Below are 25,494 nucleotides of genomic sequence, written 5' to 3'. Positions count from 1 at the left end.
TTTAGTGATGGATGATCAGAAATTCTCATCTACAAGATAAATGAAACCTGCCATACCAAACGCACCCAATTCAAGTTCTCTTTTATTCACTGCTTCAAATACATCATTTGCCGCGTGGTGAAGATCAAAATAACGTTGGGAATCAGGAGAAAGCTCGGCCATAGGCGTACCTATTGCGGCATTCAGCTGCCCCACGTCCACGCCGCCTCCCGGTTCATCAAAATCATAGATGCCATAAGGCGCAAAAAGCGGCTTCCAGCTATCCACTTTGGATTTGAGGGCAGGGTCCATGGTGGTGGTGAAACCCCGTGGCGTAAAACCGCCGGCATCGCTTTCCAGGGCAAAAATATGCTTTTCACCGCGGGTTTTGGCTACTTCTGCGTACTTCTTGCCGCCACGGGTACCGTTTTCCTCGTTGGCAAACAGCACTACGCGCAAGGTATGTTCCGGCTTTAGGCCCAATGCCTTAAAAGCTCGCAGCACTTCTATGGATTGTACGCAGCCCGTGCCATCGTCGTGTGCGCCCTCAGCCACATCCCATGAATCAAGATGCCCACCAACTGTGATATACTGGTCGGGGTGTTTACTGCCTCTCAGTTCGGCGATCACGTTACGCCCGATCGTGTCTTTCTTCATTTCGCAATTGGTACGAAGAAATACACTGGCGCTGTTGTCATCCTTCAAACGCTGGCTCAAACGGTCGGCATCTTCCAGTCCGATGGCCACTGCCGGGATTTTGGGATAGGCACTGTCGTACTGCATGGCGCCTGTATGCGGGAAATTATTGGCGCCATGCGACATAGACCTTACGATCACCGCCAAAGCCCCATACTTCGCAGCCCGGCTGGCGCCCTGGCCACGATATTTTACGGCATCGCCATAAGAATAAAATGTTTTTATAAATGTGGGGTTAAAGTGATAGTTATAAAAAACGATCTTTCCCTTTACCTGGTCCTTCTTAGCTTCCAGGTCGTCGAAGGAAGCCACTTCCAGTACGGGAGCAGTTATTCCATCGGGACCACTGCCTACTGAATTACCCAGGGCCAACACTTCCAGCGGTGGTATAAAGTCCCGCCGTTTGGAGATAATGCGGGCTTCTTCCTTGGCGCCACGCACCCAATGTGGCACCATGCACTCCTGGAGATAAACGGTGTCTGCACCAGCCGCTTTAAGCGCCTTTACGCCCCATTGCTCGGCTTCCGCCATTTGCGGAGATCCCGCCAAACGGCCCCCAATCTGCTTGGTGAGCACCCGGAGGTTTTCGTAGGCGATGCTATGGGTCAATACTTCATCAGCTAGTTTCCTCAATGTCACTGAATCCTTCTCCTGCGCCACAGCCACGGCTGGCAGGGTACAGGCTAACAAAATTGGCACAATATAATTTCTCATTGCAGCAGGTTAATTTATGGTTAAAACTAATAAAAAAGTAGAAGGAGAAAAGCATAAAGGTGTCCGGCGGTCAATTCCTTTGGCATATCATTACCGGCTACCGCTCATCCCTCTCTCCTATGCATTATGTGATATCGTGTTGCTTTTTAGTACCTTTGCAGGATGCAAAAAATCAACTCATGCGCATAGGAATAGTATGTTACCCTACGTACGGTGGTAGTGGGGTGCTGGCCACAGAGCTGGGGAAAGCCCTGGCAGATAAAGGCCATATGGTCCACTTTATTACATATCAGCAGCCTGTAAGGCTTAACGCATTTCACGCTAATATATATTATCACGAGGTTCAGGTGCCTACATATCCACTTTTTGATTTTCCTCCCTATGAATCTGCCCTCAGCAGCACCATGGTGGATGTTATCATTAACCAGAAACTGGACCTGCTGCATGTTCACTATGCTATTCCACACGCATCTACCGCCTATATGGCCAAGCAGATCGTGAAAAAGCATGGCAGAACGGTACCTTTTATCACTACCCTGCACGGTACAGATATTACCCTGGTGGGTAAGGATAAAACCTATGAGCCGGTAGTAACCTTCTCCATCAACGAGTCGGACGCCATTACCGCCGTTTCTGAAAACCTGCGGGATGAAACCTATAAATCCTTCCCGATTGAAAAGGATATAGCGGTCATCTACAACTTTGTGGATACTCAACGCTTCAGCCGCCGGGAACTGCCTCATTTCAGACAGGCGATTGCGCCCAACGGCGAAAAGATCCTGTTGCATGTATCCAACTTCCGTAAAGTAAAACGGGTACCTGATGTGGTAAAGGTATTTGCCCGGGTACGTAAAGAGCTGCCGGCAAAACTGCTGCTGGTAGGCGACGGTCCTGACAGGCCTTCTATCGAATGTCTTTGCCGGGAATTGGGTATTTGTGAAGATGTAAGGTTTGTGGGAAAACAGGAGCAGCTGGAAGATGTGATGTCTATCAGTGACCTGTTCCTGCTGCCATCGGAATATGAAAGCTTTGGATTGGCGGCACTGGAAGCAATGGCTGCACGGGTACCTGTGCTTTCCTCCAATGCGGGAGGCTTACCGGAAATAAATATCCCGGGGCAAACCGGCTTTATGAGTAATGTGGGAGATGTGGAAGGAATGGCTGCCCATGCAATAAGACTGCTGAAAGATGAAGCCCTGCTGGAGCAGGTAAGACAGGGTGCCTGGGAACAGGCGCAGCGCTTCCACATCGATAATATCATTCCTCAATACGAGGCTTTATACGAAGAAGTATTACAAAAACAGGTACAGCTGCTCTAACGGGCGCGTATCCACTTTTCGGGATTCTGTTTCACCATGTTGCGATAAATCTGTAATTCTATCTCCCCGGCATTGCTACCTGCACCCGGAGCGGCTACACCAAGTGTTTGCCCGCGTTTTACAGAAGCACCCTTGCTAACACGAACATCCAGTAATCTCACATAGTTGGTAAAATATTTTCCGTGGCGCAGGGTTACCATATATCCTGCGCCCGGTACCATAAATACCATAATTACTTCTCCGTCAAAAATGGCTTTTACTGCGGCTCCCCTGGCAGTGGCGATGATAATGCCATTGTGATCCACTTCAATTTTACCTACCCTGCCGGCGCCGAAATGACCAGTCACACGGCCTGCATCAACCGGCCAGGGTAAACGGCCGCGGTTCGACTCAAAATCGCGCGATAATGTAAGCGCCTCCGGAGTGGCCACCAACGCATCTTCACTGGAAGTTTTCTCTAACGGGGCCTCCTCTTCTTCCTTCTCCTCCTTCTCTACTTTCACTGGTAATTTTTTCCCTACTTTTCTGGCGGCGGCAATAGCAGCTCTTTTACGGGCAGCAGCCTGTTCACGGCGACGGGCGTCTGCAGCCTTTTTGCGGGCCAGCGCTTGTGCCGCGGCCCTCTTCTGTGCCGCAGCTATTTCCCGCCTGATGGCATCCTGGATGGCCCGGTCTACCTGGCGGGCTTCAGCCTTATTTTTATTAATACGCTGCTGTAACTCCTGCTCCTGGTCTTTCAGCTGTGCAATAGCCTTATCTGCCTCTTTCTTATCTTCCAGCAGGTCTATCCGCTGTCGCTGCTCCGTTTGCAGCGCCCCTGTTTTCCTGGCTTTCTGCTGTTGCAGGGCTACCAGCTTCTCGCTAAGCAATACTTTGGTAGACAACAGGCTCTCTGCATCCCGGCGCCTGTTTTCGCGGTATTGCTGCAGGTACTGATAGCGGCGTATGGCATCATTAAAATTGGTGGCAGAAAAAAAGAAGTTCAGCACACTGTAAGAGTCACGGGTTTTATAAGTATACACCACCAGTTGTGCATACCTGGCCCGGAGAGAATCCACTTCTTTCTCCAGCGTTTGTACGTTACTGTTAGTATTGCTGATGTCTCCTTCTATTAAACTGATTTCATTGTTGATATGAACGATCTGTGCATTGCGGGTAGAAATCTTCTGCAATAGTTCCCGCTGCAGGGCTACATTTTGCCGGGTGGATTTCTTTGTTTGCTGCAGGGCTTTATTGGCTTCTTCTATTTCTTTTAACAACTCCTGCTTACGGTTTTCCAGTGCCGCGCGTGATTGCTTACTACCCCGCTGAGCATGCAACAGCGCAGGTAATAGCCATAGAGCCATCAAAAGAGGGATCAACTTTCTCAAAAAAAATTGCATTTGGTTAGTAAGCGCAAAGCTGAAAGCATCCTTAAATGCTTTCAGCTTTATCTCGTATAGTTTCAGCTATTAAATTATCTTCTCCTGATCCACTGCTCAGGATTCTGTTTGGTAATGCCTTTCCATATCTGCAGTTCCACCTCACCGGTATTTTCAATATCGTTGGTGCTGGCCGTACCAATTACCTGGCCCGTTTTAACATTATCTCCTTTCTTCACCCTGGTAGTTTGCAAACGTACATAGGTGGTAAAGTATTGTCCGTGACGGATAATAATTACATATCCTGAACCTGGCATCACTACCACGGATTTTACTTCCCCGTCAAATATAGATTTTACGGCGCCGCCTTTAGTGGTGGCAATCACAATACCATCGGAAGGCACCTGGATATGCTCCATCACTGCATGCTGGTGAATACCAAAATGCTCGATGATATTACCGGCATCAACCGGCCATGGGAGTTTACCACGATTGGCTTCAAAACTTTCAGACAATGCTAATGCCTCAGGAGTGGCTTCCAGCACGTTCTCTGTACGGGCCGCCGGTTTCTCCGGTTCAGGCGCCGGCTCCGGTGTTTTTGCCGGCGGAGGGGCCGGTGTTGGCGCCGGTGTATTGGCAGCGTTGTTATTGTTATTATTGGCGGCAGCTGCTTTTGCCCTCTCCGCAGCAGCCAGTGCAGCAGCTTTACGGGCTTCTTCCTCACGCCTGCGTTTTTCTTCTGCGGCTTTACGACGGGCAGCTTCTTCTTCCGCAGCCTTACGGCGGGCCTCTTCTATTTCCCTGCGGATTACCGCCCTGATGGCCAGTTGTACCTTCTGGGCATCTTTCTTACGCTGGTTAATATCTGCCACCAGCTCTTTCTCACGACCTTTCAGTTTATTCAGTACTTCATCTTTTTCCTTCTTATCTATTTCCAGGGTATTACGTTGCTCCTGCTCCGTTTTCAGCGCATCAGAGCGTCTTACCCGCTGCGATTCCAGGTTCTGGATCTTCTGGTTCAGCTGTTCCTGCGTAGACACGATATTATCTGCCTGGCGGCGGCGGTATTCACGGTATTGCTTCAGGTACTGAAAACGTTTTACTGCATCATTAAAACTTTCTGCAGAAAATACGAAGTTCAACATATCATAAGAAGAGCGGTTCTTATAAGCATAGATCACCAGTTGCGCATACTGGGCTTTCAGAGTGTCCAGGTCTTTCTGCAACGTTTTCACATCCCGCGCAGCGGTATTAATATCTCCGTTGATAAAATTAATCTCCTCATTGATATTATTGATCAAACGGGTACGCAGCGTGATCTTGTCGCGCAGGGCGCGCAGCTGGCCAAGACTTTCCCTGGTAGATTTCTTGGTTTCCTTTAATTGTTCATTTGCCTCATCTATTTCTCTTTGCAGGTCCTTCTTTCTTCGCTCCAGTTCTTCCCGCGATGGTTGCTGCTGCCCATTATTCTGGGCAACCAACATAGCTGGCAGTAACCATAGCACCAACATAAACGGGATAATCTTCTTCAAATACAACATGACTAAATTTAGTAACTGCAAATTAAATAAATATACAACGTTTATTAGTTTAATGAAGGCGGCATTTACTCAATTAACATTTTACATACGCTTATAGCTGGCGGGCATGCTGAATGGAAAAGAGAGCGGCACATCAAAATCGTACCGTGTAAAATCGAGCGCCACTTTGGTAACGTTCTTTTCTTCAATATAAATACGGCGGGTGGTAGGGAATTTGCGGCCGGCTACTTTGGTATAATCGCCATAGGTAAGCTCGCACGACCGTTTGGCAGTACCTGTACTGTCTTTATCCATCACTTTGCTTTGCTGCAATCCGTAGTCATCCGCAAAAACATTGAAGAGGCTGATAAACTTTGCATGATCGCAACTGAAAGAAATGATAGCGGGTGTTTTTACTACCTGGTATATGGAATCTGTAAGATACACCGGGTTACCGATCAGCATATCCTGCAGGGTATTGAAATCGAACGGAATATTCAGCAGCTCTTCAGCATCCGACATTTTCCGGAGAAATAACTGCTTATCCAAACGGTTGTACATTTTAAGGCTATCCCGCGTGATCACTGCCCTGATCACTTCATCTACAATCGGGGCTGAAACGGATATCCATATGATGCTGTCTTTTTTAATACGGAAAGTAGCATTCAGGTTATTATGGCTCTTCTTGTCTGTTTCAAAAGCCAGCTTCATTTTACCGGAAAAAGTATTGAATTCAATATGATTGGCGTGGATACCTTTCAGCATTTCGCCGGTGAAACGGGTCAGTTCCGCGTTCGAGGAGCTGTCGCCTCCAATGGTTACCTTATTTGTATCAGCTGCAGGGAAAGTACTCCGCGCCAGCTTCTTGGGATGACGGCAGGCCATCATTCCCAAACCGGTCATTATAATTAAAAGTGTGACTTCTATTTTTTTCTTCATTGAGCGATGACTTATAGCAAATGCTTATTGAATATATCTTTTTTCAGCGATCTTACGGGCCAGGTCTACAGAGGATGCTCCCTTATCTTTAGCCATCTGCCAGTATTCCACCGCTTTTGTAACTTCTTTCAGATTAAACAGGATATCACCATAATGTTCAAGCACATTCGGATTTTTCTGTGCTTCCGGGTATTGCAATGCCTTTTCAATCCACACTTTTGCTTCTGCAAATTTTTCCTGGCGGAAAAGGATCCAGGCATAGGTGTCCATGTAGGTGGGGCTTTCCGGTTCCAGTTCCAGTGATTGTTTTGACATTTCCGCCGCTCTTTCCAGGTTTTCGCCCCTTAAAGAAAGATAGTAGCTGTAATTATTCATGATCAGCGCATCTTTCGGACGAAGCAGCAAAGCGCGCTCATAGCTGCTGTCCGACTGCCGGTGCTGCCCGGTAGCATGATAGGAGTCGCCTAGCAGGGAATAAATATCTCCCAGGAATTTTTTTTCTCCATTGCCTATTTCCAGTGCAGTGTTCAGCGAACTGATAGCGCCCGGGTACTGCTGCAGGAGGAAACTGGCTACTCCTTTAAAATAGTAACCCATAAATTCTTTGGGGAATTTACCGGTTACATTATTGCTGAGTGCCAGTAATGCGGTGGGATCATCTTTACGGGAATAGATCCACATCAGCTGATACCAAACGGAGAAACGGCTGTCGTCAAGGCTCAGGGCCTTTTTATAGCTTACCTCTGCACTGTCCAGCATATCTGCCTGTGAAAACATATCCCCTCTGAGTGCATATGCTTTTGCATCTGCCGGATGTGCTTTGATGATGAGGGAAGTCAGCTGCAGTCCTTCATCCAGCTTGGCCGTATCCGTATTCATCATTTGCAGGTAGGGGTATACATACGCTACCTTTTCATCAATACTGTAACCCGGATTGGCGAATGCTTTGGTGAGATTGCTCCAGTAGGTGACCGTATCATTATTTTTCTTTGCGTAAGATGCCAGCGCGATGAGGGCCCTTGGATTATCAGGGTCTTTGGAAAGGATGGTATGATACACTGCTGCGGCATCCGGTATACGGTCGTTTGCATCGTAGATCTCTGCCAGCAGGTAGTAGTACCTGATCTCTTCCGGTTCCTGGCTGATCAGTTTTTTTATTTCTGCCGCCGCTTCATCCACCATACTCATTTTCAGCAGCAGTTTCTGCTTCTGGTAAATAAGTTCTTCCACAACGCCTACCTTCTTTTCCAGCTGGTCAAATACCGCAAGTGCAGAGGCGGGTTTATCGGCTTTTGCCAGTAAAATTCCTTTGTTATAAAGATAATCTTCGTTATCGGGGTATCTTTGGGTAAGGCCTTCAAACACATAGGCCGCACTGTCAAATTTCTCATTCACGGCATAGGCGTCTGCAAGCGTTACCTGGAACCAGTGGTTCTGCGGATCCAGTGCTGCAGCGCGACGGGCAAAGATGAGCGCGTTACCGGCATTCTGTACTTCTATAAAAAGACGTGCTAATTCGTAGTTAACGGTGGCGTTGTTTTTATTCAGCCGCAGGTAGTCCGCATACTGGGTAATAGCCGTGCGATAGTCACCCAGCATTTTGGAGCGCTGGGCAGCAAAGAAGAGGCTATCCGCCCGCTGCGACAGCACAGTGGAATTATTAATGGTGGCGTTTTTGCGTGATGCTGATTGTTTGGCACCACTACAGGCTCCCATTAATAACATCCCAGTCAGCCCTATAACGGTGAAGTATATCCGCATTTATCAGGATTTACCGGTATGTCCAAATCCTCCCACACCTCTAACGGTTTCTGTCAGCACGGTTACCGGTTCTATGACCGCCTGAACAAAAGGAGCAATAATCATCTGAGCAATACGGTCGCCAGGTTGTATGGTTTGCGGTTCATTGGATAAATTGATCATAATAATCTTAATCTCTCCGCGATAATCTGCATCTATCGTGCCAGGCGTATTCAGGAGCGTAAGCCCCTGCTTAATGGCTAAACCGCTACGGGGGCGGATCTGCGCTTCGTAGCCGGCAGGCAGTTCCATAAACAAGCCGGTGGGGATCAGCATTCTTTCCAGCGACTGCAGGGTTACTGCTGTTTCCAAATGTGCGCGAAGGTCCATTCCTGCCGCATCTGCCGTTGCATAGGCCGGTAATTCATTACCTGACTTATTGATTATTTTCACAATGATATCCGCCATTGAACAAAGATATTTTAAAATAATTATGAATGGTGAATTACTGGGTGATATGCTCCAGCAGTACCACCGCATGTGCTGTAACGCCTTCCTCACGGCCTACAAAACCCAGCTTTTCAGTGGTAGTGGCCTTCACAGATACATCTTCAATGCCCACATGCAGGATCTTCGCGATCACTGCCTGCATCTCGGGTACATACGGCTTCACTTTCGGCGCCTGCAAACACAAGGTACTGTCTACATTTACCACCTGGTATCCTTTCTCTCCTATCAGCTGTGCGCACCGGGCCAATAATATTTTACTGTCGATATTCTTGTAAATATTATCAGTATCCGGGAAATGTACTCCTATATCTCCCAGAGAAAGCGCTCCCAGCATGGCATCACAAATGGCATGTAATAATACATCGGCATCGCTGTGTCCCAGCGCACCTTTATGATGTGGCACCAGTACACCTCCCAGCCAGAATTCCCGGCCTTCTGTCAGCTGATGGAAATCTACTCCCAATCCTATACGTATCCTACTCATATTTGTAATATATTAAATCATTTTGCCAATCCGCAAGGTAAGCCAATAAATATAAAAATCCCCCCGTTTTGCGGAGGGATTCAATTGATTCAATCATTTATATAATTAAACGACTAAATATGTGTTACCATCCTGTACGGCTTTCTTCATCCCTGGGGCCCAGGTCGAATGTAAGCGTAAACCGAAGGGTATTGGAAAGCGGGTTACGCTGGATTCCTGAGCCTGAAGGTACCAGGTAGGAAAAGTTAAGCCCGAAGACGTCGTACTTAACACCAATACCAGCGGTAAAATATTTGCGGTTACCCTTGTTCTTATTTTCATTAAAGTAACCGGCCCGTACAGCAAACTGCTGGTTGTACCAATACTCCATACCAACAGAATACATCAGCTCCTGCAGTTCTTCCTTAAGAGGTGCATCTCCGAAAGAGCTAAAGATCCCTTCCAGTGTGCCTTTCTCCTTATATAAGCCGGCAGTATCCGGTGTAGGTACCAACAGCTTATTGATATCCAGCGCAAGGGTGAGCTGGTTGGCTGCATCCAGTGCTATGGTATAGGCCGTACCAATACCCAGGTTAGTTGGCAGGAAGTCTTTATTGGCCGCAGAACTGGTGTAGGAAATTTTGGTACCGATATTCGTAATAGCCAGCCCTACGTTCAGCCTGTTTACCAGGCCATCATCTTTCTCAAAATCTTTGGTGTAAAATCCAGACAAATCAGCTGCAAAGGCTTTACCTGGCTTAATGCTCACGCTGCCGTTGCTTTGCCCGCCAGCCAGGTTGGAGTAAATATAACGGGCTGTTAAGCCTATGCCGAAATGATCTGACAGTTTACGGGCATAACCTGCGTCCAGCGCAAACTCACGCGGACGGAAATCACCCGTGGGTGTGCCGGTTACATCTGTAAAGTTGATCGTTCCCAAAGAAAAATATCTTAACGAACCGGAAATGGCCTGCTGTTCATCCAGCTTTGTGTAACCGGATACTGTGGCCAGGAATACATCGTTTACCAGTTCTTTTAACCAGGGTGTATAAGTTACCGATAAACCGCCATTCTTTTCAGCAAATGGAAGCTTAGACAGGTTATTATAAATAGAAGATGCATCCGGTGATATGCCCACTCCCACGTCACCCATGGCTCCACTGCGTGCATCCGGTGTAATTCTCAGAAAAGGCACCGCGGTATTGATGGTGTTGGTACGCCCATCTGTTTGTCCCGGGTTAGGAATTTGCGCTGAGGTTTGTAAACTTATGAAAGTACCGTAAATGAACACAAGGCCCATTGTTACCTTTCGGATCATGCAGAATTTGTATTTGATAAGGATGTAAAAATAATCTTATTTATTAATATAACATAGAAAGGGGTTTATTGGGATAATGGTAAAATTATTTCCCGGCATAGACTACAATAACATCAGCTTACCGCCTTTTACTCTCGTACCCGTGGAAGTTCTGATTGTTAGCCTGTACACGTACAACCCTGTGGATAGTTTTGCTCCCGAATCATTACTACCATCCCAGGGCATGCCCTCAAAACGACCAGCGGTGGAAATTATTGTGCTCCGCATTGTTTTTACCAGTCTTCCGGCTAATGTAAACACCTGTAACGTAAGTTCCAGCTCTTCTCCCTGGCGGTTATGCAAAAAAGAAAAACGTGTCACATCATGAAAAGGATTTGGAAAATTCCTGACATCATCTACTGCCAGTACGCCCTGTTCAGCCACTTTGAAATAAATAGTTGCTGTAGCCCCATTGTTCCATGCATCCCATGCCCTGACCGTAATTTTATGTTCTCCAGTTGACAATCCCTTTAACGGGAAAAGTACATTACCTTTCTTATAGCTGTCCAAAGATGCCCCAAAATAATCATTTAACACAAAATATTCTGTACTATCCAGAATTGCCGTCAGCCTGTGAAGCTCATTATTCCCTGAAATGTTGATACCGCTGCTGTCTGCCAGATCTATTATCAGTAAAGGATCCGGGCCTGTGATATCCCCGCTTCTGAAATTACGGTTATCAAGCCAGGCATTTATTGCCGGACCGGTAACATCAGCCACCGGTGGTGAAGCCAGCCCTCCCGTGGTGAAATTATCAAAATAACCGTTACCATCCTGCCGGTCATTGCTGGTATAATAACTGATCTTTCCTTTACCATTACCTTCCCTGGTATCGGCGGGGGCCATAAATGTAAAAGAAAACCTGCCGCCACTCATTGTTTGGGTTCCCTGGAACAATACGTTCTGCTGCACCCTGTATGCAGCCACCTGGCTTCCGGCATCATTGCCACGGGTTTTCAACAGGGCCGGCTGATCGTATACCGTTGTATAAAGAGTGCCATTATAATTGGATACGGGGTTCCCCTGTGCATCTGCTATATGCCCTTTCACAGTATAGGTGCCAAGGCCCTTCACGGTATCGGGTAATCCTGTGGTTGCCCTCCCATTGATAGAATCTGTGATCACGCGGTAGGTGGGATATGCCAGGGTGAGCGCCGGGTCTCCGAGGAGCTGGAACTTACGGTTATTCACTGCATCGCCGGAACTGCTGTAAGTAAGGTTCTTCGCCAGCATGGCTGCAGTACCCAACGCAGGCATACGCCCATCTGCAGATGGTGTAAACGCCACTTTAAAATAGTTAGCGTTCATCAGCTGGTTGGAGGCTGCAAAAACCGCGCGGGTAGTAGTCATCAGCGCAATTGCCCCACCCGTATGCTGCAATAATATTTTATGCCCCAGCGAGGTGATGCCCGGATCATCATAGGGCGCAAAATCACAAGTGGCTGTAATAAACAAGGGAAGCCTGTTTTCGTTATGCCAGTCGTTGGTACTGGCAGCATCCATTATATTTTCGGCAGCCAGGCGCGTATTGCTGCCATGACCCGTATAATTCAGTACCAGCGTACCTTTATTTATCCTCCCGGCAATGGCTTTATTTACTTCCGGGTAAAGTGCGCCTGAGCTGCCTGTTTCCTGGGGATAGGCATCTGCATAGATCTTATCTGTATTCATCCCCCGCGCACTGCTCCATAGAATATCTCCCATTTTCTCCGCATCTTCAAAATGCAGGTTATCATCTTCATCATCGGCCAGCAGCGTTACCTGGTTACGCCAGGCGCCAAATGCAGCCGGCTGCCGGTACCGCAGGATCTTATCCACTGCCAGCCTGGCCTCTGCTTCATTACGCGCAGGAATACGGCCAATACCGATATCCAGCAGATCCGGTTTATCGTTCCGGGTAATGTCGCCATCATCTTTCAGGATGCCAAAATAATCGTCGGAAACATACGACCTGATGGCATCAAGGGAAGCCTCGCTTTGCCAGGAGGGAATATCATTGGTGTTGTTTTTTACCCGCTGCCGGTAGTCGTAAGACGCGGCGCCCAGCAACAGCAGGTAACGTGGCGCCGGCCCCCGGTCGTAAAACATTTTTACATAGTCCCTGATCGCTGTAGGATCCGGCGTTCCAGATGCAAACTCCTGGTATACCTGGTCAATAGTGGTTACCTGCACCAACAGCTGGTCTTCCTCCCTGTGCATGGCGGCCAGGCGCTCTGCCTGCGGCAGCAGCCTGCGTGTGGTAACAATGATCATATCCGCCGGGCTGCTGCCATGCAGGTCCTGGTTCGGTACAGTGCCGGCAAAAACGGGTGTCTTCGCGGCCGAGGTATTAAAAGCAAGGTATTCGTGCAGCCGGTCGTTTTTGCCGGTAAACAGCAGGGAATCCCCTTGCAGGGTGGTTTTCATTATCAGGGGTTGCAGCGGATCCGTAACATCCCAGATATACGTTTGCGCGTTGGCGTTATGTACTGCAAAACGGCTGGGCTGCCCGGTACCGGCATACCGGGTGCTGCGGAAATCCAGCATACCTGAAGCAGGCAATACCGGAGCACAACGTGCCTGTACCTCTAGGTAATCAAGCCACCCCCGGTCGTTGATATTTCCCGGTAAAAATTCCACGCCTATTTCCAGCGCTGCCTGATCCGTATTTGCACCGCCGGTAGTGGCAGCCGCGGTAGCCACACCTTCAAAGATATTACCGGTAACAGGCAGCAGGTACATATTGGTTATTGCCTCCGCTTTGTTTACGCTGGCGTTGAAATTGCTTCCACTGCCGCTACGTGCCGCTACCCGCATACTAACCCACACTTTTCCTTCCGGGGCCGCAGGCAATTTAAAACCGTAGCTGCGGGTAAGCCCAACTACTTTACTGAATTCCTGGCCCCACCATTGTTTCCCGCTGTTGAGGAAATTAATGCTGTCCCGCTCGTAAAAATCATGAAAGTCGAAGGTATATTCCGGCGCTGCAGCTGCCGGCTCATCGCCGGCGGCGCTTATCCTGAGCCCTGTTCCGGTGGTGGTGATATAATACCAGGCTGTATCGGCATACAGGTTCCGCTGATGCGTAAAGGTTTTGATGCTGCTGTTATAGAGCCAGCGATGCGGCCCTGGGGCATAAAAAAGGGCATAGTCGCTGCCATCCAGTATACCATCTCCCCCATCTTCTACCTGCAGGGCCACTTCCGGCAGGTCGTCGTAGCGTGGTACGGCATTAGGCTCCCCCAGCATCTGCCCCCCGCTGCCATACAGCCGCAGCCCCCCAGCGCGCAAATCCGTGATACCCAGGCTTTGCAGGAAGGCGGCATCTATTTTATAAACCCCGGGAGCGCTGATACCTATTTTATACCAGCTGCCGGTTGCCAGCACGGAATTTTTTTTATAGGGCCGAAGGCTGCTTTGGGCATATATTTCTCCCGTCCTCAAAAAAGAAAGCAGGAATAGGACTATAAAAATATAACTGAGTTTCATTACCTTAATCGCAGTTTTTCGGCCGGTTGATGTAGAAAGACCCTTATCAGCGGGAACGATCGGCAGCAAATTACAAATTAATTTTTTTCGCCATAAAATAAAAAAGAGTACATTTGCGTTTACTGTAAATATACTAGACTAAAGCTGTATCGCATGCGTAGATTAACCTCTTTATCATTGCTCGTAGGTACCAGCGTAATGCTATCCATGAGTGCCTGTCATAAAGACGGCGGGGGACTTTTCGGTAAGAAGAAGCAAGCTTCTTCCGCTACGGGCTGGAACTATAACGACCAGAAAATGGGTGGTTTCAGTGTAGCAAAAAACGTGAACCAGCAAACTGGTCCGGGCCTTGTTTTTGTACAGGGTGGTACATTCGCCATGGGGGCAACGGAACAGGATGTAATGGGCGACTGGAATAATATTCCGCGCCGTATTACGGTTTCTTCCTTCTATATCGATGAATCTGAAGTAGCCAACGTACATTACCGTGAATATCTTTACTGGCTGAACCGTGTATACGGGGAATCATTCCCTGAAGTATACCGCAACGCAATGCCGGATACCCTGGTATGGCGTAGTGAGCTGGCCTATAATGAGCCGCTGGTGGAATATTATTTCCGTCACCCGGCTTATAACGACTATCCTGTAGTAGGCGTTACCTGGAAACAGGCTACCGACTACTGTAAATGGCGTTCCAACCGTGTAAACGAAAAACTGCTGATGGATAAGGGGCTCCTTTCCAAAGCAGATGTGAATAACCAGTCGGACGACAATACCTTCGACACTAAATCTTACACTGCCGGTTTGTATGAAGGTACTCCGGGTAAAATGTCGAAGAGTGCAAAAGACCAGTTCAAAAATTCCGACGGAACTCCCCGTAATGCCGCTTTTGAAGATGGCATCATGTTACCCAACTATCGCCTTCCAACTGAAGCAGAATGGGAATATGCTGCACTGGGTTATATAGGTCAGAACCCCGGCCCTTCCAAAAAAGAAGGCAAACACGGAGAAGAGCTGATCATGAACAAACAGGTTTACTCCTGGGGCACCAACACCAGCGGTTTACGTGATATCCGCCGTGGTACCATGCAAGGCCAGTTCCTGGCCAACTTCAAGCGCGGTTCCGGTGATAACATGGGTGTGGCCGGCGGTTTGAACGACCGTGCTTCTATCCCTGGCCCTATCCGCTCCTTCTATCCTAACACATTCGGCATCTACAATATGTCAGGTAACGTGGCAGAATGGGTACTGGACGTATACAGACCACTCAACCCGATCGATGGGGAAGACTTCAACTACTTCCGTGGTAACAAATTCCAGACTGTTTACCAGAACGAGAACAAAGAGTTTGAAAAAGACAGCCTTGGTCACCTGAAAATGCGTGATGTAACTGATGAAGAAAGCGCCAACCGTCTTAACTACCAGAAAGGTGATGTGATCAACTATCTTGATGGTGACTCCCTCTCCCAGGTGGAATATGGTTATGGCATTACTACCCTGATCAACGATAAATCACATGTGATCAAAGGTGGTAGCTGGAACGACCGTGCTTACTGGCTTTCACCAGGTACGCGCCGTTACATGCAGGAAGATATGGCCACAAACACGGTTGGTTTCCGTTGTGCAATGGACCGCGTAGGCAGCCCTGAAGGTAACAAGTTCAAAACGGGTAACCTGTTTAAGAAACAACGTCAGAAGAGATAGTGCGGAAGTGATCGCCTTCGGCGATCCCTCCGCTACTTCCACAATTCCAGGATCTCTTCCGTATGATTCTTTGTGTCAGGCTTTTTGATGATATGCGCAATCACTCCTTTCTCATCAATAAGGAAAGTGGTCCGGTGAATACCATCATAGGTTCTGCCCATCATCTGCTTTTCTCCCCATACGCCATACTGATGTACAATCTTCTGGTCTTCGTCTGCCAGTAAGGTAAATGGCAGTTCGTATTTCTCAATAAATTTCTGGTGACTCTGTTCACTGTCTGTGCTTACACCTACTACTGCATATCCTTTTTTCAGCAGGGTATCATAGTTGTCGCGCAGGTTACAGGCCTGTGCTGTACATCCTGGCGTCATGTCTTTCGGATAAAAATACAATACCACCCGTTTGCCTTTAAAATCAGTCAGGGACACGGTTTTGCCATGCTGATCCTTTCCTTTGAAAACAGGAGCTTTATCGCCTTCTTTTAAGTTTGTCATATCTATGGTTTTAACTGTTTGAATGATCTCTTAACGTTTGAATGATAACCTGTAGCTGCCTTCATTCCCCGCTATATCAGTTACTTTCATCACCAATACATGCGCACCCGGCTGGCAATGCTCGTCGAACGTATAGGTGAGCACGTTACCCCTGCGCGAAAACATCAGCCATTTACCATCCAGCTCTGCACGGTAGTTTTTAATACCACTGGCATCGCTCATGGCAAATGATATTTTAGCGGCTTTTGAAAGTACAGCGCCGGGCTTCACTCCCAGCGGCGTTACCTTTGGAGCTACCGTATCCACTTCCAGGTGGAAGTTACCGAAATCACGGAATGTGCCTTTATACCAGCCATTCTCCAACGTGGTGGCAGAAGTGCTGCTGCCTTGTCCTTCCCGTACCATCACCATTTTCGACTGCAGGTATTCCGGAACATTCCGGGTAGCGCGAAGCCGTACATCGAACAGGTCGTGTACCGGTACCAGCGCATTATGCAGGTGATATATGTTGGAATAGGCTTTGGCACTTGCCGGCGCAGTTTCAAGGTAGTCAAAACATACCTGGTCGTACAACGCTGTTTCATCCAGGTAGAATTCCACCTGGTTATTTTCAAAAATATTGCGGGAATCAGGGTACATGGTATTGGCGCATGCTTTCTGCGTATCGTTGGTGCCCGACTGTTGCAGGGCCAGTTTTACGGTAGATGTATTTCCATACGCATCTTTTACAAGCAGTTTTACCTGGTGCACTTCCCCATCTGAAAGGTGGATGGTACCATCGCCTTTCAGGTCGTGGTAAATATCCAGTTTATTGCCTGGCAGGGAAAACACCAGCTGGTAGTATGGCCCCCCGCCTTTCTTTATTTTATAATCGATATGTGCATTCAGGTAGCGTGTTTCATCATAACCGATGTTATCCAGCTGGAAGTCGATATCCGGTTCATTATTCTGGAGCAGCGTTACTTCATAAATACCATAAATATTACCGGTGTTCATACGGTCTATAGCGCTGAGGCCAATGCCGGCCTTCGCAGTATTCACCTTCACCACAGGCTGGGTGGTTACGTATTCGCCGCCCACTTTCTTTAAGGGCAGGATGAGTGGCTTTTGTTCGTAGATACTTTTTTCGCGGTCGTATATGGCCAGGCGATATACATCCGGCGCCTTGGTATCTGCAATATCAAATCCAAAAAGCAACGGGTTCAGTGGCTTTTCAGTGGTGGTGTTCCTGATCTCAAAGTGCAGGTGCGGACCGGCAGATCCGCCTGTATTGCCGCTCCATGCTACAAAGTCCCCTTTCTTCACGGGAAACAGGCCGGCGGGGATGGTAAGGTCACTGGCCCAGCTTTCCGCCTGGTATTGCTGTTTCTTCACATACTGTTGCAGCGCAGGAAAAAAAGCATTCAGATGCGCATATACTGTCGTGTATCCATTGGGGTGAGTAATGTAAAGTACGTTCCCAAAACCCGTGTGCGATACACCTATGCGGCTTACATAACCATCTGCTGCGGCATGTACCGGCAGGTTTTCCTTTTGCTGCGTTTTAATATCCATTCCTGAATGAAAGTGATTGGGCCGCAGTTCCCCGAAGTTACCGGCGAGTATGATCGGTATACTCAGCGGGTTCCTGAAGTAGCCTTGCGGATAGTCCTTCACCGGGATAGATTGCGCCTGTAGTAGTTGTGGTAATAAACAAAATAGACCAATGACTCTTTTCATAATATGCAAATGTAAGCGGATTTTGTCTGACTCAGGATTATGATGATTACGCTGATTTTATTTTTTCATTTGGTTTTGTTTTTAGAGAGATATTGGACAAGGTTCATGCCAGTGGCTGGTAATATATTCCCGTATAATCCTTCCCGTATGAAGCATACCTGCTAAAGGTCTTTAAACATGCTGGTAAATGCGTATCCATCTCCCAAAATTTAAAAAACAAAATCAGCGTAATCAGCGTAATCAGCGTAATCATCATAATCCTGAGTCAGACAAAATCCGCGGCAAAATCCGCGCTTTTTTAAGTACTTTAGTCCCCGCAAAACGTGCAGCATACATGTCTATCCAGGTATCAGAACTCAGTAAAGTATACGGCGAACAAAGGGCAGTGGATGCAATTTCCTTTGAGTTGAAAAAGGGAGAGATCACTGGTTTCCTGGGCCCCAACGGTGCAGGAAAATCCACCACGATGAAAATGATCACCGGCTTTTTGCCGCCCAGCAGCGGTAAGGCCAGTGTATGTGGTTTCGACATTGTGTCCCAATCGCTGGAAGTGCGTAAAAGGGTAGGCTATCTGCCGGAATCCAACCCGTTGTACTATGATATGTATATCCGCGAATTCCTGGAGTTTGTGGCCGGTGTGCACCAGCTGGGAAAAGGCGGCGCAAAGCGTATTGCCGCCGTCATTGAACAAACGGGGCTGCAGCCGGAGCAGCACAAAAAGATCGGGGCATTATCCAACGGGTATAAGCAAAGGGTTGGCCTGGCCCAGGCCCTGCTGCATGATCCGGAAGTATTGATCCTGGACGAGCCCACTACCGGGCTGGATCCCAACCAGCTGGCCGATATCAGGCAGCTGATCAAAGAACTTGGCGCCAATAAAACCGTGATCCTTTCCACGCATATTATGCAGGAAGTGGAAGCCCTGTGCGACCGGGTGATCATCATTAACAAGGGAAAGATCATTGCAGACGATAAATTATCGTTAATCCGTGAAAACAGCAGCGGTAATGGATATTTACAGGTTACCTTTGCCGAGCCGATTACCGAAGCCGAATTGCTGGCAATTCCCGGCATTACCCGTGTGGTAGCCCGGGAAGACCATAGCTGGCAGTTGTTTACCGGCCAGGTGGACGAGGTGCGAAAAAACCTGTTACAATTTGCTTTGATTAATAACAGGAACATCCTTTCTTTGCAGAGCAATTCACAAAGCCTGGAAACAATTTTCCGGGAATTGACAAAAGCCCCAGGCAAACAACTGTAGCCGTTAGCAACCCGGGAGTGGTGAGGGACTAACAGCCGCGGCGAACGCCAGGTGCTAAATAAATAGCTAACAATAATAACTTTTCGAATTATGAGTACCATTTCAGAAATCCATGCCAGGCAGATCCTCGACAGCCGTGGTAATCCTACAATTGAGGTTGATGTAACCACAGAAGACGGACATTTTGGCCGTGCAGCAGTTCCATCCGGTGCTTCTACCGGTAAACACGAAGCAGTAGAACTGCGTGATAATGATAAAAGCGTTTATATGGGCAAAGGCGTACTGCAGGCCGTAAATAACGTAAACGATATCATCGCGGATGAACTGATTGGCTGGGAAGTGACGGATCAGGCCGGCATCGATAAAATGCTCATTCAACTTGATGGTACTCCTAATAAAGCTAAACTGGGCGCCAACGCCACCCTCGCAGTGAGCATGGCCGTAGCCAAAGCTGCTGCCGAAGAAAGCAACCAGCCACTGTACCGCTACCTCGGCGGTGTAAATGCTTTCACCCTCCCCATTCCTTTAATGAACATCATCAACGGTGGTGCGCACGCAGATAATAAAATCGACTTCCAGGAATTTATGATCGTACCGGTTGGCGCTCCTTCCTTCTCTGAAGGTTTGCGCTGGGGCGTGGAAATTTTCCACCACCTTAAATCCGTACTGAAAAAGAAAGGATACAGCACCAACGTAGGCGATGAAGGCGGTTTCGCTCCTGAAATCCAGAGCAACGAAGAAGCCATCGAAACCGTACTGGAAGCTATCAAAGCAGCCGGTTACGAACCAGGCACCCAGGTAGCTATCGCCCTGGATGCCGCCAGCAGCGAAATGTACGATGACGCTACCAAGAGCTACAAATTCTACAAAAGCTCCCAGAAAGTGATCAGCAGCGACGAAATGGTGGCTTACTGGACTGAATGGGTAAACAAATATCCTATCGTTTCCATCGAAGATGGTATGGCGGAAGATGACTGGGAAGGCTGGAAAAAACTGACTGAATCTGTAGGCAACCGCGTACAGCTGGTAGGCGACGATCTGTTTGTTACCAACGTACTCCGTCTGAAAGAAGGTATCGATAAAGGTATCGCCAACAGCATCCTGGTAAAAGTAAACCAGATCGGTACTGTAACGGAAACCATTGATGCAGTGAACATGGCCCACAAAGCCGGTTATACTTCCATCATGAGCCACCGTTCCGGCGAAACTGAAGATACTACCATCGCCGACCTCGCCGTAGCCCTGAACTGCGGCCAGATCAAAACCGGTTCCGCTTCCCGTACAGACCGTATGGCGAAATACAACCAATTACTCCGTATCGAAGAAGCACTGGGTGAAGTAGCGATCTATCCTACCAACTCCATCAGTGTAAAAAAATAACCCTCAGGGGAAAAATTTCTGGATCTCGGGTACCCGGCACATCAGCGCCGGGTATCTGAAATCCAAAAATCATTTGTAAATTGCTGTATGTCCGGATTAAAGTCCATAAAAGTGCCAAAGCTCCTGAAGAATAAGTTCTTCATAGCTTTTGCTGCCTTTATTATCTGGATAGCCTTCCTGGACAAAACCAACCTCATGCTCCAATACCAGTTCCAGACAGAGGTTAACAAGCTCGAAAACCAGAAGGAATTCTTTATCCGGGAAATCAGACAAACCCGGGAGGAACAGCAGGAACTGCTCTCCAGCCCCGAAAAACTGGAGAAATTTGCCCGCGAAAAATACTATATGAAAAAGGATAATGAAGACCTGTTCATTATCACCCCGGCACCCGCCCAGTAGCCCTGCTCACTACCCTTGTGCATCTTAAAAATTTATCTTAAATTAACAATAGAATCCGAGCAAAATCCGTTATAAAAGAGAACCTATTGTTAGTATTAAAATAATTATGCATGAGTAATTTTACACTTTCTGTACTTTCAACCCTGTGTCTTGTTACTAAAAGCGATATTAAACATCACCAGGAAGATCTTTCATTTACCCGGGAAGAACAAGCCAGCTTTGACGACACCAAAGCAGCCCTTAACACAGTACTCTATGCGCCAAGAGTGGCCACCCTCCAGCTGATTTTCGACTACGCAGCCGATAAACAAAAAATGGAGGAGCAGTAACAGCCACCTTACTTTTTCCATTTTTCCTATCTTTATGGCATGACTCAAAAAGAGCGTTATGCATTTGTTCTCAAATACTTTGAGGAACATGCTCCCAATGCCGAAACGGAACTCATCTACGACAATCCATACCAACTGCTGGTAGCCGTTATCCTGTCGGCCCAATGCACCGATAAACGGGTGAACATGACCACTCCTGCCATCTTTGCAAAATACCCGGACGTATACGCCCTCAGCACCGCCACATTCGACGAGCTGTTCCCGCTGATCCGCAGCATCAGCTATCCCAACAACAAAACGAAGCACCTCATCGGGATGGCACAAATGGTGGTGGAAGATTTTAACGGGGAAATACCCGCTACTGTGCCGGAACTGATAAAGCTCCCGGGAGTAGGCCGTAAAACAGCCAATGTGATCACCTCAGTGGTGCACCAGCAGCCCAATATGGCAGTAGACACGCATGTGTTCAGGGTTTCCGCGAGGATAGGGCTTACCACCAATGCCAAAACACCGCTGCAAACAGAACTGCAGCTGCTGAAAAATATTCCGAAAGAAAAAGTACATATCGCCCATCACTGGCTCATACTGCATGGCCGTTATATTTGTGTAGCCCGGAGCCCGAAATGTGGCGAATGCGGGCTAAGACCGGCATGTAAATATTATGCAAAACTGGTAAAGGCAAATTAATATGCGCCCATTCCTCACTGCAGCCTGGAGAAACCTCCTGATGCTCAACTTTGAAGCAGATCCTGCTAAACAGGCCGACGGATTTTGATTACCATTGCTGTACCCGCACATTGTACGGCGCCGCATTTGGGAACATGCTGCAGCAAACGCCTAAAAGCGCGCTACTTGCTGCGGGGTCCGGCATTACTGTAATGCCCGGTAAAAAGATCAGGCACAATACTTTGTGAACTGCCGGAGTTTATATTATCCATCAAGAATTTCACCTCACAATTATGAAATTTGCTTATCTTAAGCGGTTCATCAAGATTCAATCAATAAAGCATTAGTCGTTATGAGATCAGCTGTTAGGGTACAACTATCCTTTATGATGTTCCTGGAATTCTTTATCTGGGGCGCATGGTTTGTGACATTAGGAACCTTCGTATTAAAAAATCTGCAGGGCGCCACCGATACCCAGGTGGGATACGCCTTCCTTACACAATCTATCGGGGCAGTAATCGCACCTTTCATTGTAGGCATTATTGCCGACCGCTTTATTTCGGCACAGATCATCCTTGGGGTGATACACCTGGTGGGCGCTGCGCTGCTATGGATCTGCTCGGGCATGACCAGCTACGACAGTTTCTACCCCGTATTACTGGTGTACATGATCCTTTACATGCCTACACTGGCATTGGTGAACTCCATCTCCTTCCGGCAGATGAGCGATCCGAGTAAAGAGTTTTCTTTTATCCGCGTATTCGGCACTGTTGGCTGGATCATTGCCGGCCTGCTCATCGGATGGTTACAGTGGGAGAAAACAAACTCGCTTGACCTCACCTTTAAAATGGCAGCTGGCGCATCTCTCCTGCTGGGAGTGTTCAGCTTTACACTGCCTAAAACACCGCCTGCCAAAAAAGGTACGCAGATCTCGGTAAAAGAGATCCTGGGCCTCGATGCTATACGGATGCTGAAAAATCGCTCCTACCTGCTGTTCTTCCTGGCATCCATTGCCATCTGTATACCCCTGGCATTCTACTACAATTTCACGAATCCGTTCCTCAATGAAATAGGCATGAACGCAGCTGCCGGCAAGCAATCCATGGGGCAAATGTCAGAGTTCCTCTTCATGCTGGTAATGCCGTTGTTCTTCGCCAGGTTAGGTGTAAAGAAGATGCTGGCATTAGGTATGCTCGCCTGGGTGGTACGTTATACCCTGTTCTCTTTTGGCGATATTGATGCCAACTACTGGATGCTCATTATAGGTATCATCTTACACGGTATCTGCTATGATTTCTTCTTTGTAACCGGGCAGATCTACACCGATAAAATTGCCGGTGAAGAATTCAAGAGCTCTGCCCAGGGCTTTGTAACACTGGCTACATATGGTGTGGGAATGCTGATAGGCTTTATCATTTCCGGGCCTATTGTGGATGCTTATAAAACCGGCGCAAACAGTCACAACTGGCACACCATCTGGCTGATCCCCGCAGGTATCGCAGCGGCAGTATTAGTGCTGTTTATGTTGTTTTTCAGAGATAGTAACAAGAATACAGTTGTTAAACATTAATCATCGGCAAAACGATTATTATGGCAAAAATAGCAATGCTTGGTTCAGGTTTTATTGCGCGGTTCTACGCTGATTCCCTGCAGGGACAACGCAGCCGCGATAAAATTGTAAGCGTGTATTCCCGCCGGGAAGAAAGCGCACAAAAATTCGCCGCAGATTATGATGTCGCTTTTCAGACCACGGAAATGGAAGCCGCCATTGCCCGTGCAGAAGTAGATGTAGTTTGTGTATCGCTCCCCAATAACCTGCACGAAGCAGCCATCGACCTGTGCTGCAAGCATAAAAAGGCAGTGATCTGTACCAAACCACTGGGACGCAATGCCCAGGAAGCAAAACGGATGCTGGAAGCAGTGGAAAAGGCAGGTGTCTTCCATGGATACCTGGAAGACCTCGTGTACACTCCTAAGTTCCTTAAAGCACTGCAAAGCGTGAAAGACGGGGCATTGGGAAGGATACTCTGGGCTAAGTCGAGGGAAACGCATCCCGGCCCGCACAGCGAATGGTTTTGGGATAAAGAACAGGCCGGTGGTGGTTGTATCCTTGACCTGGGCTGCCACTGCGTGGAAATAGGCCGCAACTTTATCGGGAAAGATATTAAACCGGTAGAAGTGATGTGCTGGGCAGATACACAGGTAAAACCCATCGATGCCGAAGATCATGCCATTGGCCTGGTGAAATATGAAAACGGCGCTATCGGCCAGTTTGAAGTGAGCTGGACTTTCCGCGGCGGCCTCGATCTGCGCGATGAAGTAATGGGAACAGAAGGCACCATCTGGCTCAACAGCTTTTTACGTACCGGCTTTGATATGTTTACTACCGGCAAAGGCGCTGATTATGTAGCCGAGAAAGCAGAAAGCAACTCCGGCTGGCTGTTTCCCGTTGGTGATGAGCTCAATGAACTGGGATATAATCACATGTTCACCAATATGTTTGATGCGATGGAGACCGGCAGGGAAGCCAATGAAACTTTCTATGACGGTTATGTGGTGAACGCTATCCTGGATGCGGCTTACAAAAGTGCTGCCTCCAAGCAGTGGGAACCGGTACAACTGGAAATATGGCGCGGACAGGAAGGGCTTACCAAAGCAAAAACCTTAACCGACTACAACGATCAATATTACCTGGTCAAAGAAGAGATGACGCATTTCGGGGCAAAGAAACTGATCCTGAAAGATAAAGCGAGCGGGCAGATCATTGAACAGGTATTGTAATTAATAAGATGGAGGTGATTGTTCCGGTACATCTGCCAGGATAATCATCTCCTTCTCAGCTTATTTTTACAAACATGGCTTTACCAAGTGCATGATTTACTTCTACCGACATTAAGGTGCCGTTCTCATACCTGAACACATTCTTTTTTCCTTCCGGCAATATCAGCTCATACACACCCCCACCCAGTGATTTCAACGGCAGGAAACGGCCAAGCGTTTCGGAAAACACCCGGTTTATCTGCCTGGGCTCCGCGAAGTAAAGATCTGCTACGCACTCTTCTATTTCAGTATCCAGTACCGATTTTTCCCCGTTCACTATTATCGTATATTCTTTACCGTTACGCCTCACAATGGTCTGTTTATCTTCACCGGTTTTACCGGATACCCGCGATACCCTGGCATTGGTCAGTATGTTGTTATTATATTCGTTCACAATATCGCTGTTGATCTTTGAAAGCATTATCTGGATCCGTGTTCTTATAACGATGCTTTTGGCAGCGCCGGTAAGTTTGCGGTTAGCTTCAATAGTTCCTACAGCATGATTGGCAATACGCACTTCGAAAGTATTGGTTTGGGCACCTGCCTGCAAATACAATACAGCTACTGTGATAGTGGTAAACAAAAACCTTAAAAGACTATTCATAATAGTTGACTTAAACTAACAATATTTTCCTGAGGAAGTAGTAGCTGTAAAT

21 protein-coding genes are annotated in these 25,494 nt (G+C 47.8%); 9 read left to right on the top strand and 12 right to left on the bottom strand.

Going from position 1 to position 25,494, the window contains the following annotated elements; genetic code table 11:
• Window positions 1-15: 15 nt before the first annotated feature.
• A complete protein-coding gene (locus tag FN124_RS14790) occupies window positions 16-1,389 on the bottom strand; it encodes a M20/M25/M40 family metallo-hydrolase (protein ID WP_142685601.1) in 1,374 nt (457 codons plus the stop codon).
• Between the two features lie 179 nt (window positions 1,390-1,568).
• On the opposite strand from FN124_RS14790, the gene bshA reads away from it, so the two are divergent.
• Window positions 1,569-2,708: an N-acetyl-alpha-D-glucosaminyl L-malate synthase BshA gene (bshA, locus tag FN124_RS14785; protein WP_142685600.1), complete on the top strand. Its 1,140-nt coding sequence runs from the start codon at window positions 1,569-1,571 to the stop codon at window positions 2,706-2,708.
• Here the strand turns inward: bshA and FN124_RS14780 are convergent.
• The 8 genes from FN124_RS14780 to porU form a co-directional block, all read right to left on the bottom strand.
• Complete coding sequence (locus tag FN124_RS14780) at window positions 2,705-4,078, bottom strand: murein hydrolase activator EnvC family protein (protein WP_185937218.1); 1,374 nt, start codon at window positions 4,076-4,078, stop codon at window positions 2,705-2,707. The two genes, bshA and FN124_RS14780, sit on opposite strands and share 4 nt — an antisense overlap.
• Window positions 4,079-4,164: 86 nt before the next feature.
• A complete protein-coding gene (locus FN124_RS14775) occupies window positions 4,165-5,601 on the bottom strand; it encodes a murein hydrolase activator EnvC family protein (protein WP_185937217.1) in 1,437 nt (478 codons plus the stop codon).
• Window positions 5,602-5,691: 90 nt separating this feature from the next.
• Window positions 5,692-6,528: a lipoprotein insertase outer membrane protein LolB1 gene (lolB1, locus tag FN124_RS14770; RefSeq protein WP_142685597.1), complete on the bottom strand. Its 837-nt coding sequence runs from the start codon at window positions 6,526-6,528 to the stop codon at window positions 5,692-5,694.
• Window positions 6,529-6,552: 24 nt separating this feature from the next.
• Window positions 6,553-8,289 carry a tetratricopeptide repeat protein gene (locus tag FN124_RS14765; RefSeq protein WP_142685596.1) on the bottom strand — a complete coding sequence of 579 codons (1,737 nt, stop codon included), beginning with the start codon at window positions 8,287-8,289 and terminating at the stop codon, window positions 6,553-6,555.
• A gap of 3 nt (window positions 8,290-8,292) precedes the next feature.
• The gene (dut, locus tag FN124_RS14760; RefSeq protein WP_111579902.1) at window positions 8,293-8,736 is read right to left on the bottom strand and encodes a dUTP diphosphatase; all 444 of its coding nucleotides are present in this window, start codon (window positions 8,734-8,736) and stop codon (window positions 8,293-8,295) included.
• Between the two features lie 37 nt (window positions 8,737-8,773).
• Window positions 8,774-9,262 carry a 2-C-methyl-D-erythritol 2,4-cyclodiphosphate synthase gene (gene ispF, locus FN124_RS14755; RefSeq protein ID WP_142685595.1) on the bottom strand — a complete coding sequence of 163 codons (489 nt, stop codon included), beginning with the start codon at window positions 9,260-9,262 and terminating at the stop codon, window positions 8,774-8,776.
• A gap of 124 nt (window positions 9,263-9,386) precedes the next feature.
• On the bottom strand, window positions 9,387-10,559 hold the full coding sequence (porV, locus tag FN124_RS14750) for a type IX secretion system outer membrane channel protein PorV (protein ID WP_142685594.1): 1,173 nt from the start codon (window positions 10,557-10,559) through the stop codon (window positions 9,387-9,389).
• Between the two features lie 102 nt (window positions 10,560-10,661).
• Window positions 10,662-13,964, bottom strand: coding sequence for a type IX secretion system sortase PorU (porU, locus tag FN124_RS14745; RefSeq protein WP_185937216.1), 3,303 nt, complete (start codon window positions 13,962-13,964; stop codon window positions 10,662-10,664).
• Window positions 13,965-14,219: 255 nt separating this feature from the next.
• Between porU and FN124_RS14740 the strand changes: the two genes are divergently transcribed.
• On the top strand, window positions 14,220-15,770 hold the full coding sequence (locus FN124_RS14740) for an SUMF1/EgtB/PvdO family nonheme iron enzyme (RefSeq protein WP_142685592.1): 1,551 nt from the start codon (window positions 14,220-14,222) through the stop codon (window positions 15,768-15,770).
• Window positions 15,771-15,802: 32 nt separating this feature from the next.
• Here FN124_RS14740 and bcp read toward each other — a convergent pair whose 3' ends face one another.
• Entirely contained in the window at window positions 15,803-16,264 is a 462-nt protein-coding gene (bcp, locus tag FN124_RS14735; RefSeq protein WP_142685591.1) for a thioredoxin-dependent thiol peroxidase, read from the bottom strand.
• A gap of 30 nt (window positions 16,265-16,294) precedes the next feature.
• Entirely contained in the window at window positions 16,295-17,983 is a 1,689-nt protein-coding gene (locus FN124_RS14730) for a M23 family metallopeptidase (protein ID WP_142685590.1), read from the bottom strand.
• 334 nt (window positions 17,984-18,317) lie between these two features.
• On the opposite strand from FN124_RS14730, the gene gldA reads away from it, so the two are divergent.
• From gldA to FN124_RS14695, 7 genes are all read left to right on the top strand, one after another.
• Window positions 18,318-19,244: a gliding motility-associated ABC transporter ATP-binding subunit GldA gene (gene gldA, locus FN124_RS14725; RefSeq protein ID WP_142685589.1), complete on the top strand. Its 927-nt coding sequence runs from the start codon at window positions 18,318-18,320 to the stop codon at window positions 19,242-19,244.
• A 90-nt stretch (window positions 19,245-19,334) separates the two neighbouring features.
• Window positions 19,335-20,624, top strand: a complete 1,290-nt coding sequence (gene eno / locus FN124_RS14720) for a phosphopyruvate hydratase (protein ID WP_142685588.1) — start codon at window positions 19,335-19,337, stop codon at window positions 20,622-20,624.
• A gap of 87 nt (window positions 20,625-20,711) precedes the next feature.
• Window positions 20,712-21,023, top strand: coding sequence for an FtsB family cell division protein (locus FN124_RS14715; protein WP_142685587.1), 312 nt, complete (start codon window positions 20,712-20,714; stop codon window positions 21,021-21,023).
• A 110-nt stretch (window positions 21,024-21,133) separates the two neighbouring features.
• The gene (locus tag FN124_RS14710; protein WP_142685586.1) at window positions 21,134-21,352 is read left to right on the top strand and encodes a hypothetical protein; all 219 of its coding nucleotides are present in this window, start codon (window positions 21,134-21,136) and stop codon (window positions 21,350-21,352) included.
• A 39-nt stretch (window positions 21,353-21,391) separates the two neighbouring features.
• On the top strand, window positions 21,392-22,039 hold the full coding sequence (gene nth / locus FN124_RS14705) for an endonuclease III (protein ID WP_142685585.1): 648 nt from the start codon (window positions 21,392-21,394) through the stop codon (window positions 22,037-22,039).
• A 331-nt stretch (window positions 22,040-22,370) separates the two neighbouring features.
• On the top strand, window positions 22,371-23,588 hold the full coding sequence (locus tag FN124_RS14700; RefSeq protein ID WP_142685584.1) for a nucleoside permease: 1,218 nt from the start codon (window positions 22,371-22,373) through the stop codon (window positions 23,586-23,588).
• Window positions 23,589-23,608: 20 nt separating this feature from the next.
• Window positions 23,609-24,799: a Gfo/Idh/MocA family protein gene (locus FN124_RS14695; protein ID WP_142685583.1), complete on the top strand. Its 1,191-nt coding sequence runs from the start codon at window positions 23,609-23,611 to the stop codon at window positions 24,797-24,799.
• Window positions 24,800-24,854: 55 nt separating this feature from the next.
• Here the strand turns inward: FN124_RS14695 and FN124_RS14690 are convergent, their stop codons facing one another.
• A complete protein-coding gene (locus FN124_RS14690; protein WP_142685582.1) occupies window positions 24,855-25,442 on the bottom strand; it encodes a DUF6134 family protein in 588 nt (195 codons plus the stop codon).
• Between the last annotated feature and the right edge of the window lie 52 nt (window positions 25,443-25,494).

The sequence above is a fragment of the Chitinophaga polysaccharea genome, from assembly GCF_902150045.1.
GTDB classification, from domain to species: domain Bacteria; phylum Bacteroidota; class Bacteroidia; order Chitinophagales; family Chitinophagaceae; genus Chitinophaga; species Chitinophaga polysaccharea_A.
This window is presented reverse-complemented; position numbering and strand designations above follow the sequence as displayed.

Bases quoted from the DNA above. Each gene is read 5' to 3' on its own strand.
- FN124_RS14740 (WP_142685592.1), top strand. From the start codon at position 14,220: ATGCGTAGATTAACCTCTTTATCATTGCTCGTAGGTACCAGCGTAATG.
- bshA (WP_142685600.1), top strand. From the start codon at position 1,569: ATGCGCATAGGAATAGTATGTTACCCTACGTACGGTGGTAGTGGGGTG.
- FN124_RS14695 (WP_142685583.1), top strand. From the start codon at position 23,609: ATGGCAAAAATAGCAATGCTTGGTTCAGGTTTTATTGCGCGGTTCTAC.
- gldA (WP_142685589.1), top strand. From the start codon at position 18,318: ATGTCTATCCAGGTATCAGAACTCAGTAAAGTATACGGCGAACAAAGG.
- FN124_RS14700 (WP_142685584.1), top strand. From the start codon at position 22,371: ATGAGATCAGCTGTTAGGGTACAACTATCCTTTATGATGTTCCTGGAA.
- nth (WP_142685585.1), top strand. From the start codon at position 21,392: ATGACTCAAAAAGAGCGTTATGCATTTGTTCTCAAATACTTTGAGGAA.
- FN124_RS14710 (WP_142685586.1), top strand. From the start codon at position 21,134: ATGAGTAATTTTACACTTTCTGTACTTTCAACCCTGTGTCTTGTTACT.
- dut (WP_111579902.1), bottom strand. From the start codon at position 8,736: ATGGCGGATATCATTGTGAAAATAATCAATAAGTCAGGTAATGAATTA.
- FN124_RS14730 (WP_142685590.1), bottom strand. From the start codon at position 17,983: ATGAAAAGAGTCATTGGTCTATTTTGTTTATTACCACAACTACTACAG.
- FN124_RS14690 (WP_142685582.1), bottom strand. From the start codon at position 25,442: ATGAATAGTCTTTTAAGGTTTTTGTTTACCACTATCACAGTAGCTGTA.
- lolB1 (WP_142685597.1), bottom strand. From the start codon at position 6,528: ATGAAGAAAAAAATAGAAGTCACACTTTTAATTATAATGACCGGTTTG.
- bcp (WP_142685591.1), bottom strand. From the start codon at position 16,264: ATGACAAACTTAAAAGAAGGCGATAAAGCTCCTGTTTTCAAAGGAAAG.
- FN124_RS14790 (WP_142685601.1), bottom strand. From the start codon at position 1,389: ATGAGAAATTATATTGTGCCAATTTTGTTAGCCTGTACCCTGCCAGCC.
- FN124_RS14715 (WP_142685587.1), top strand. From the start codon at position 20,712: ATGTCCGGATTAAAGTCCATAAAAGTGCCAAAGCTCCTGAAGAATAAG.
- FN124_RS14765 (WP_142685596.1), bottom strand. From the start codon at position 8,289: ATGCGGATATACTTCACCGTTATAGGGCTGACTGGGATGTTATTAATG.
- porV (WP_142685594.1), bottom strand. From the start codon at position 10,559: ATGATCCGAAAGGTAACAATGGGCCTTGTGTTCATTTACGGTACTTTC.
- eno (WP_142685588.1), top strand. From the start codon at position 19,335: ATGAGTACCATTTCAGAAATCCATGCCAGGCAGATCCTCGACAGCCGT.
- ispF (WP_142685595.1), bottom strand. From the start codon at position 9,262: ATGAGTAGGATACGTATAGGATTGGGAGTAGATTTCCATCAGCTGACA.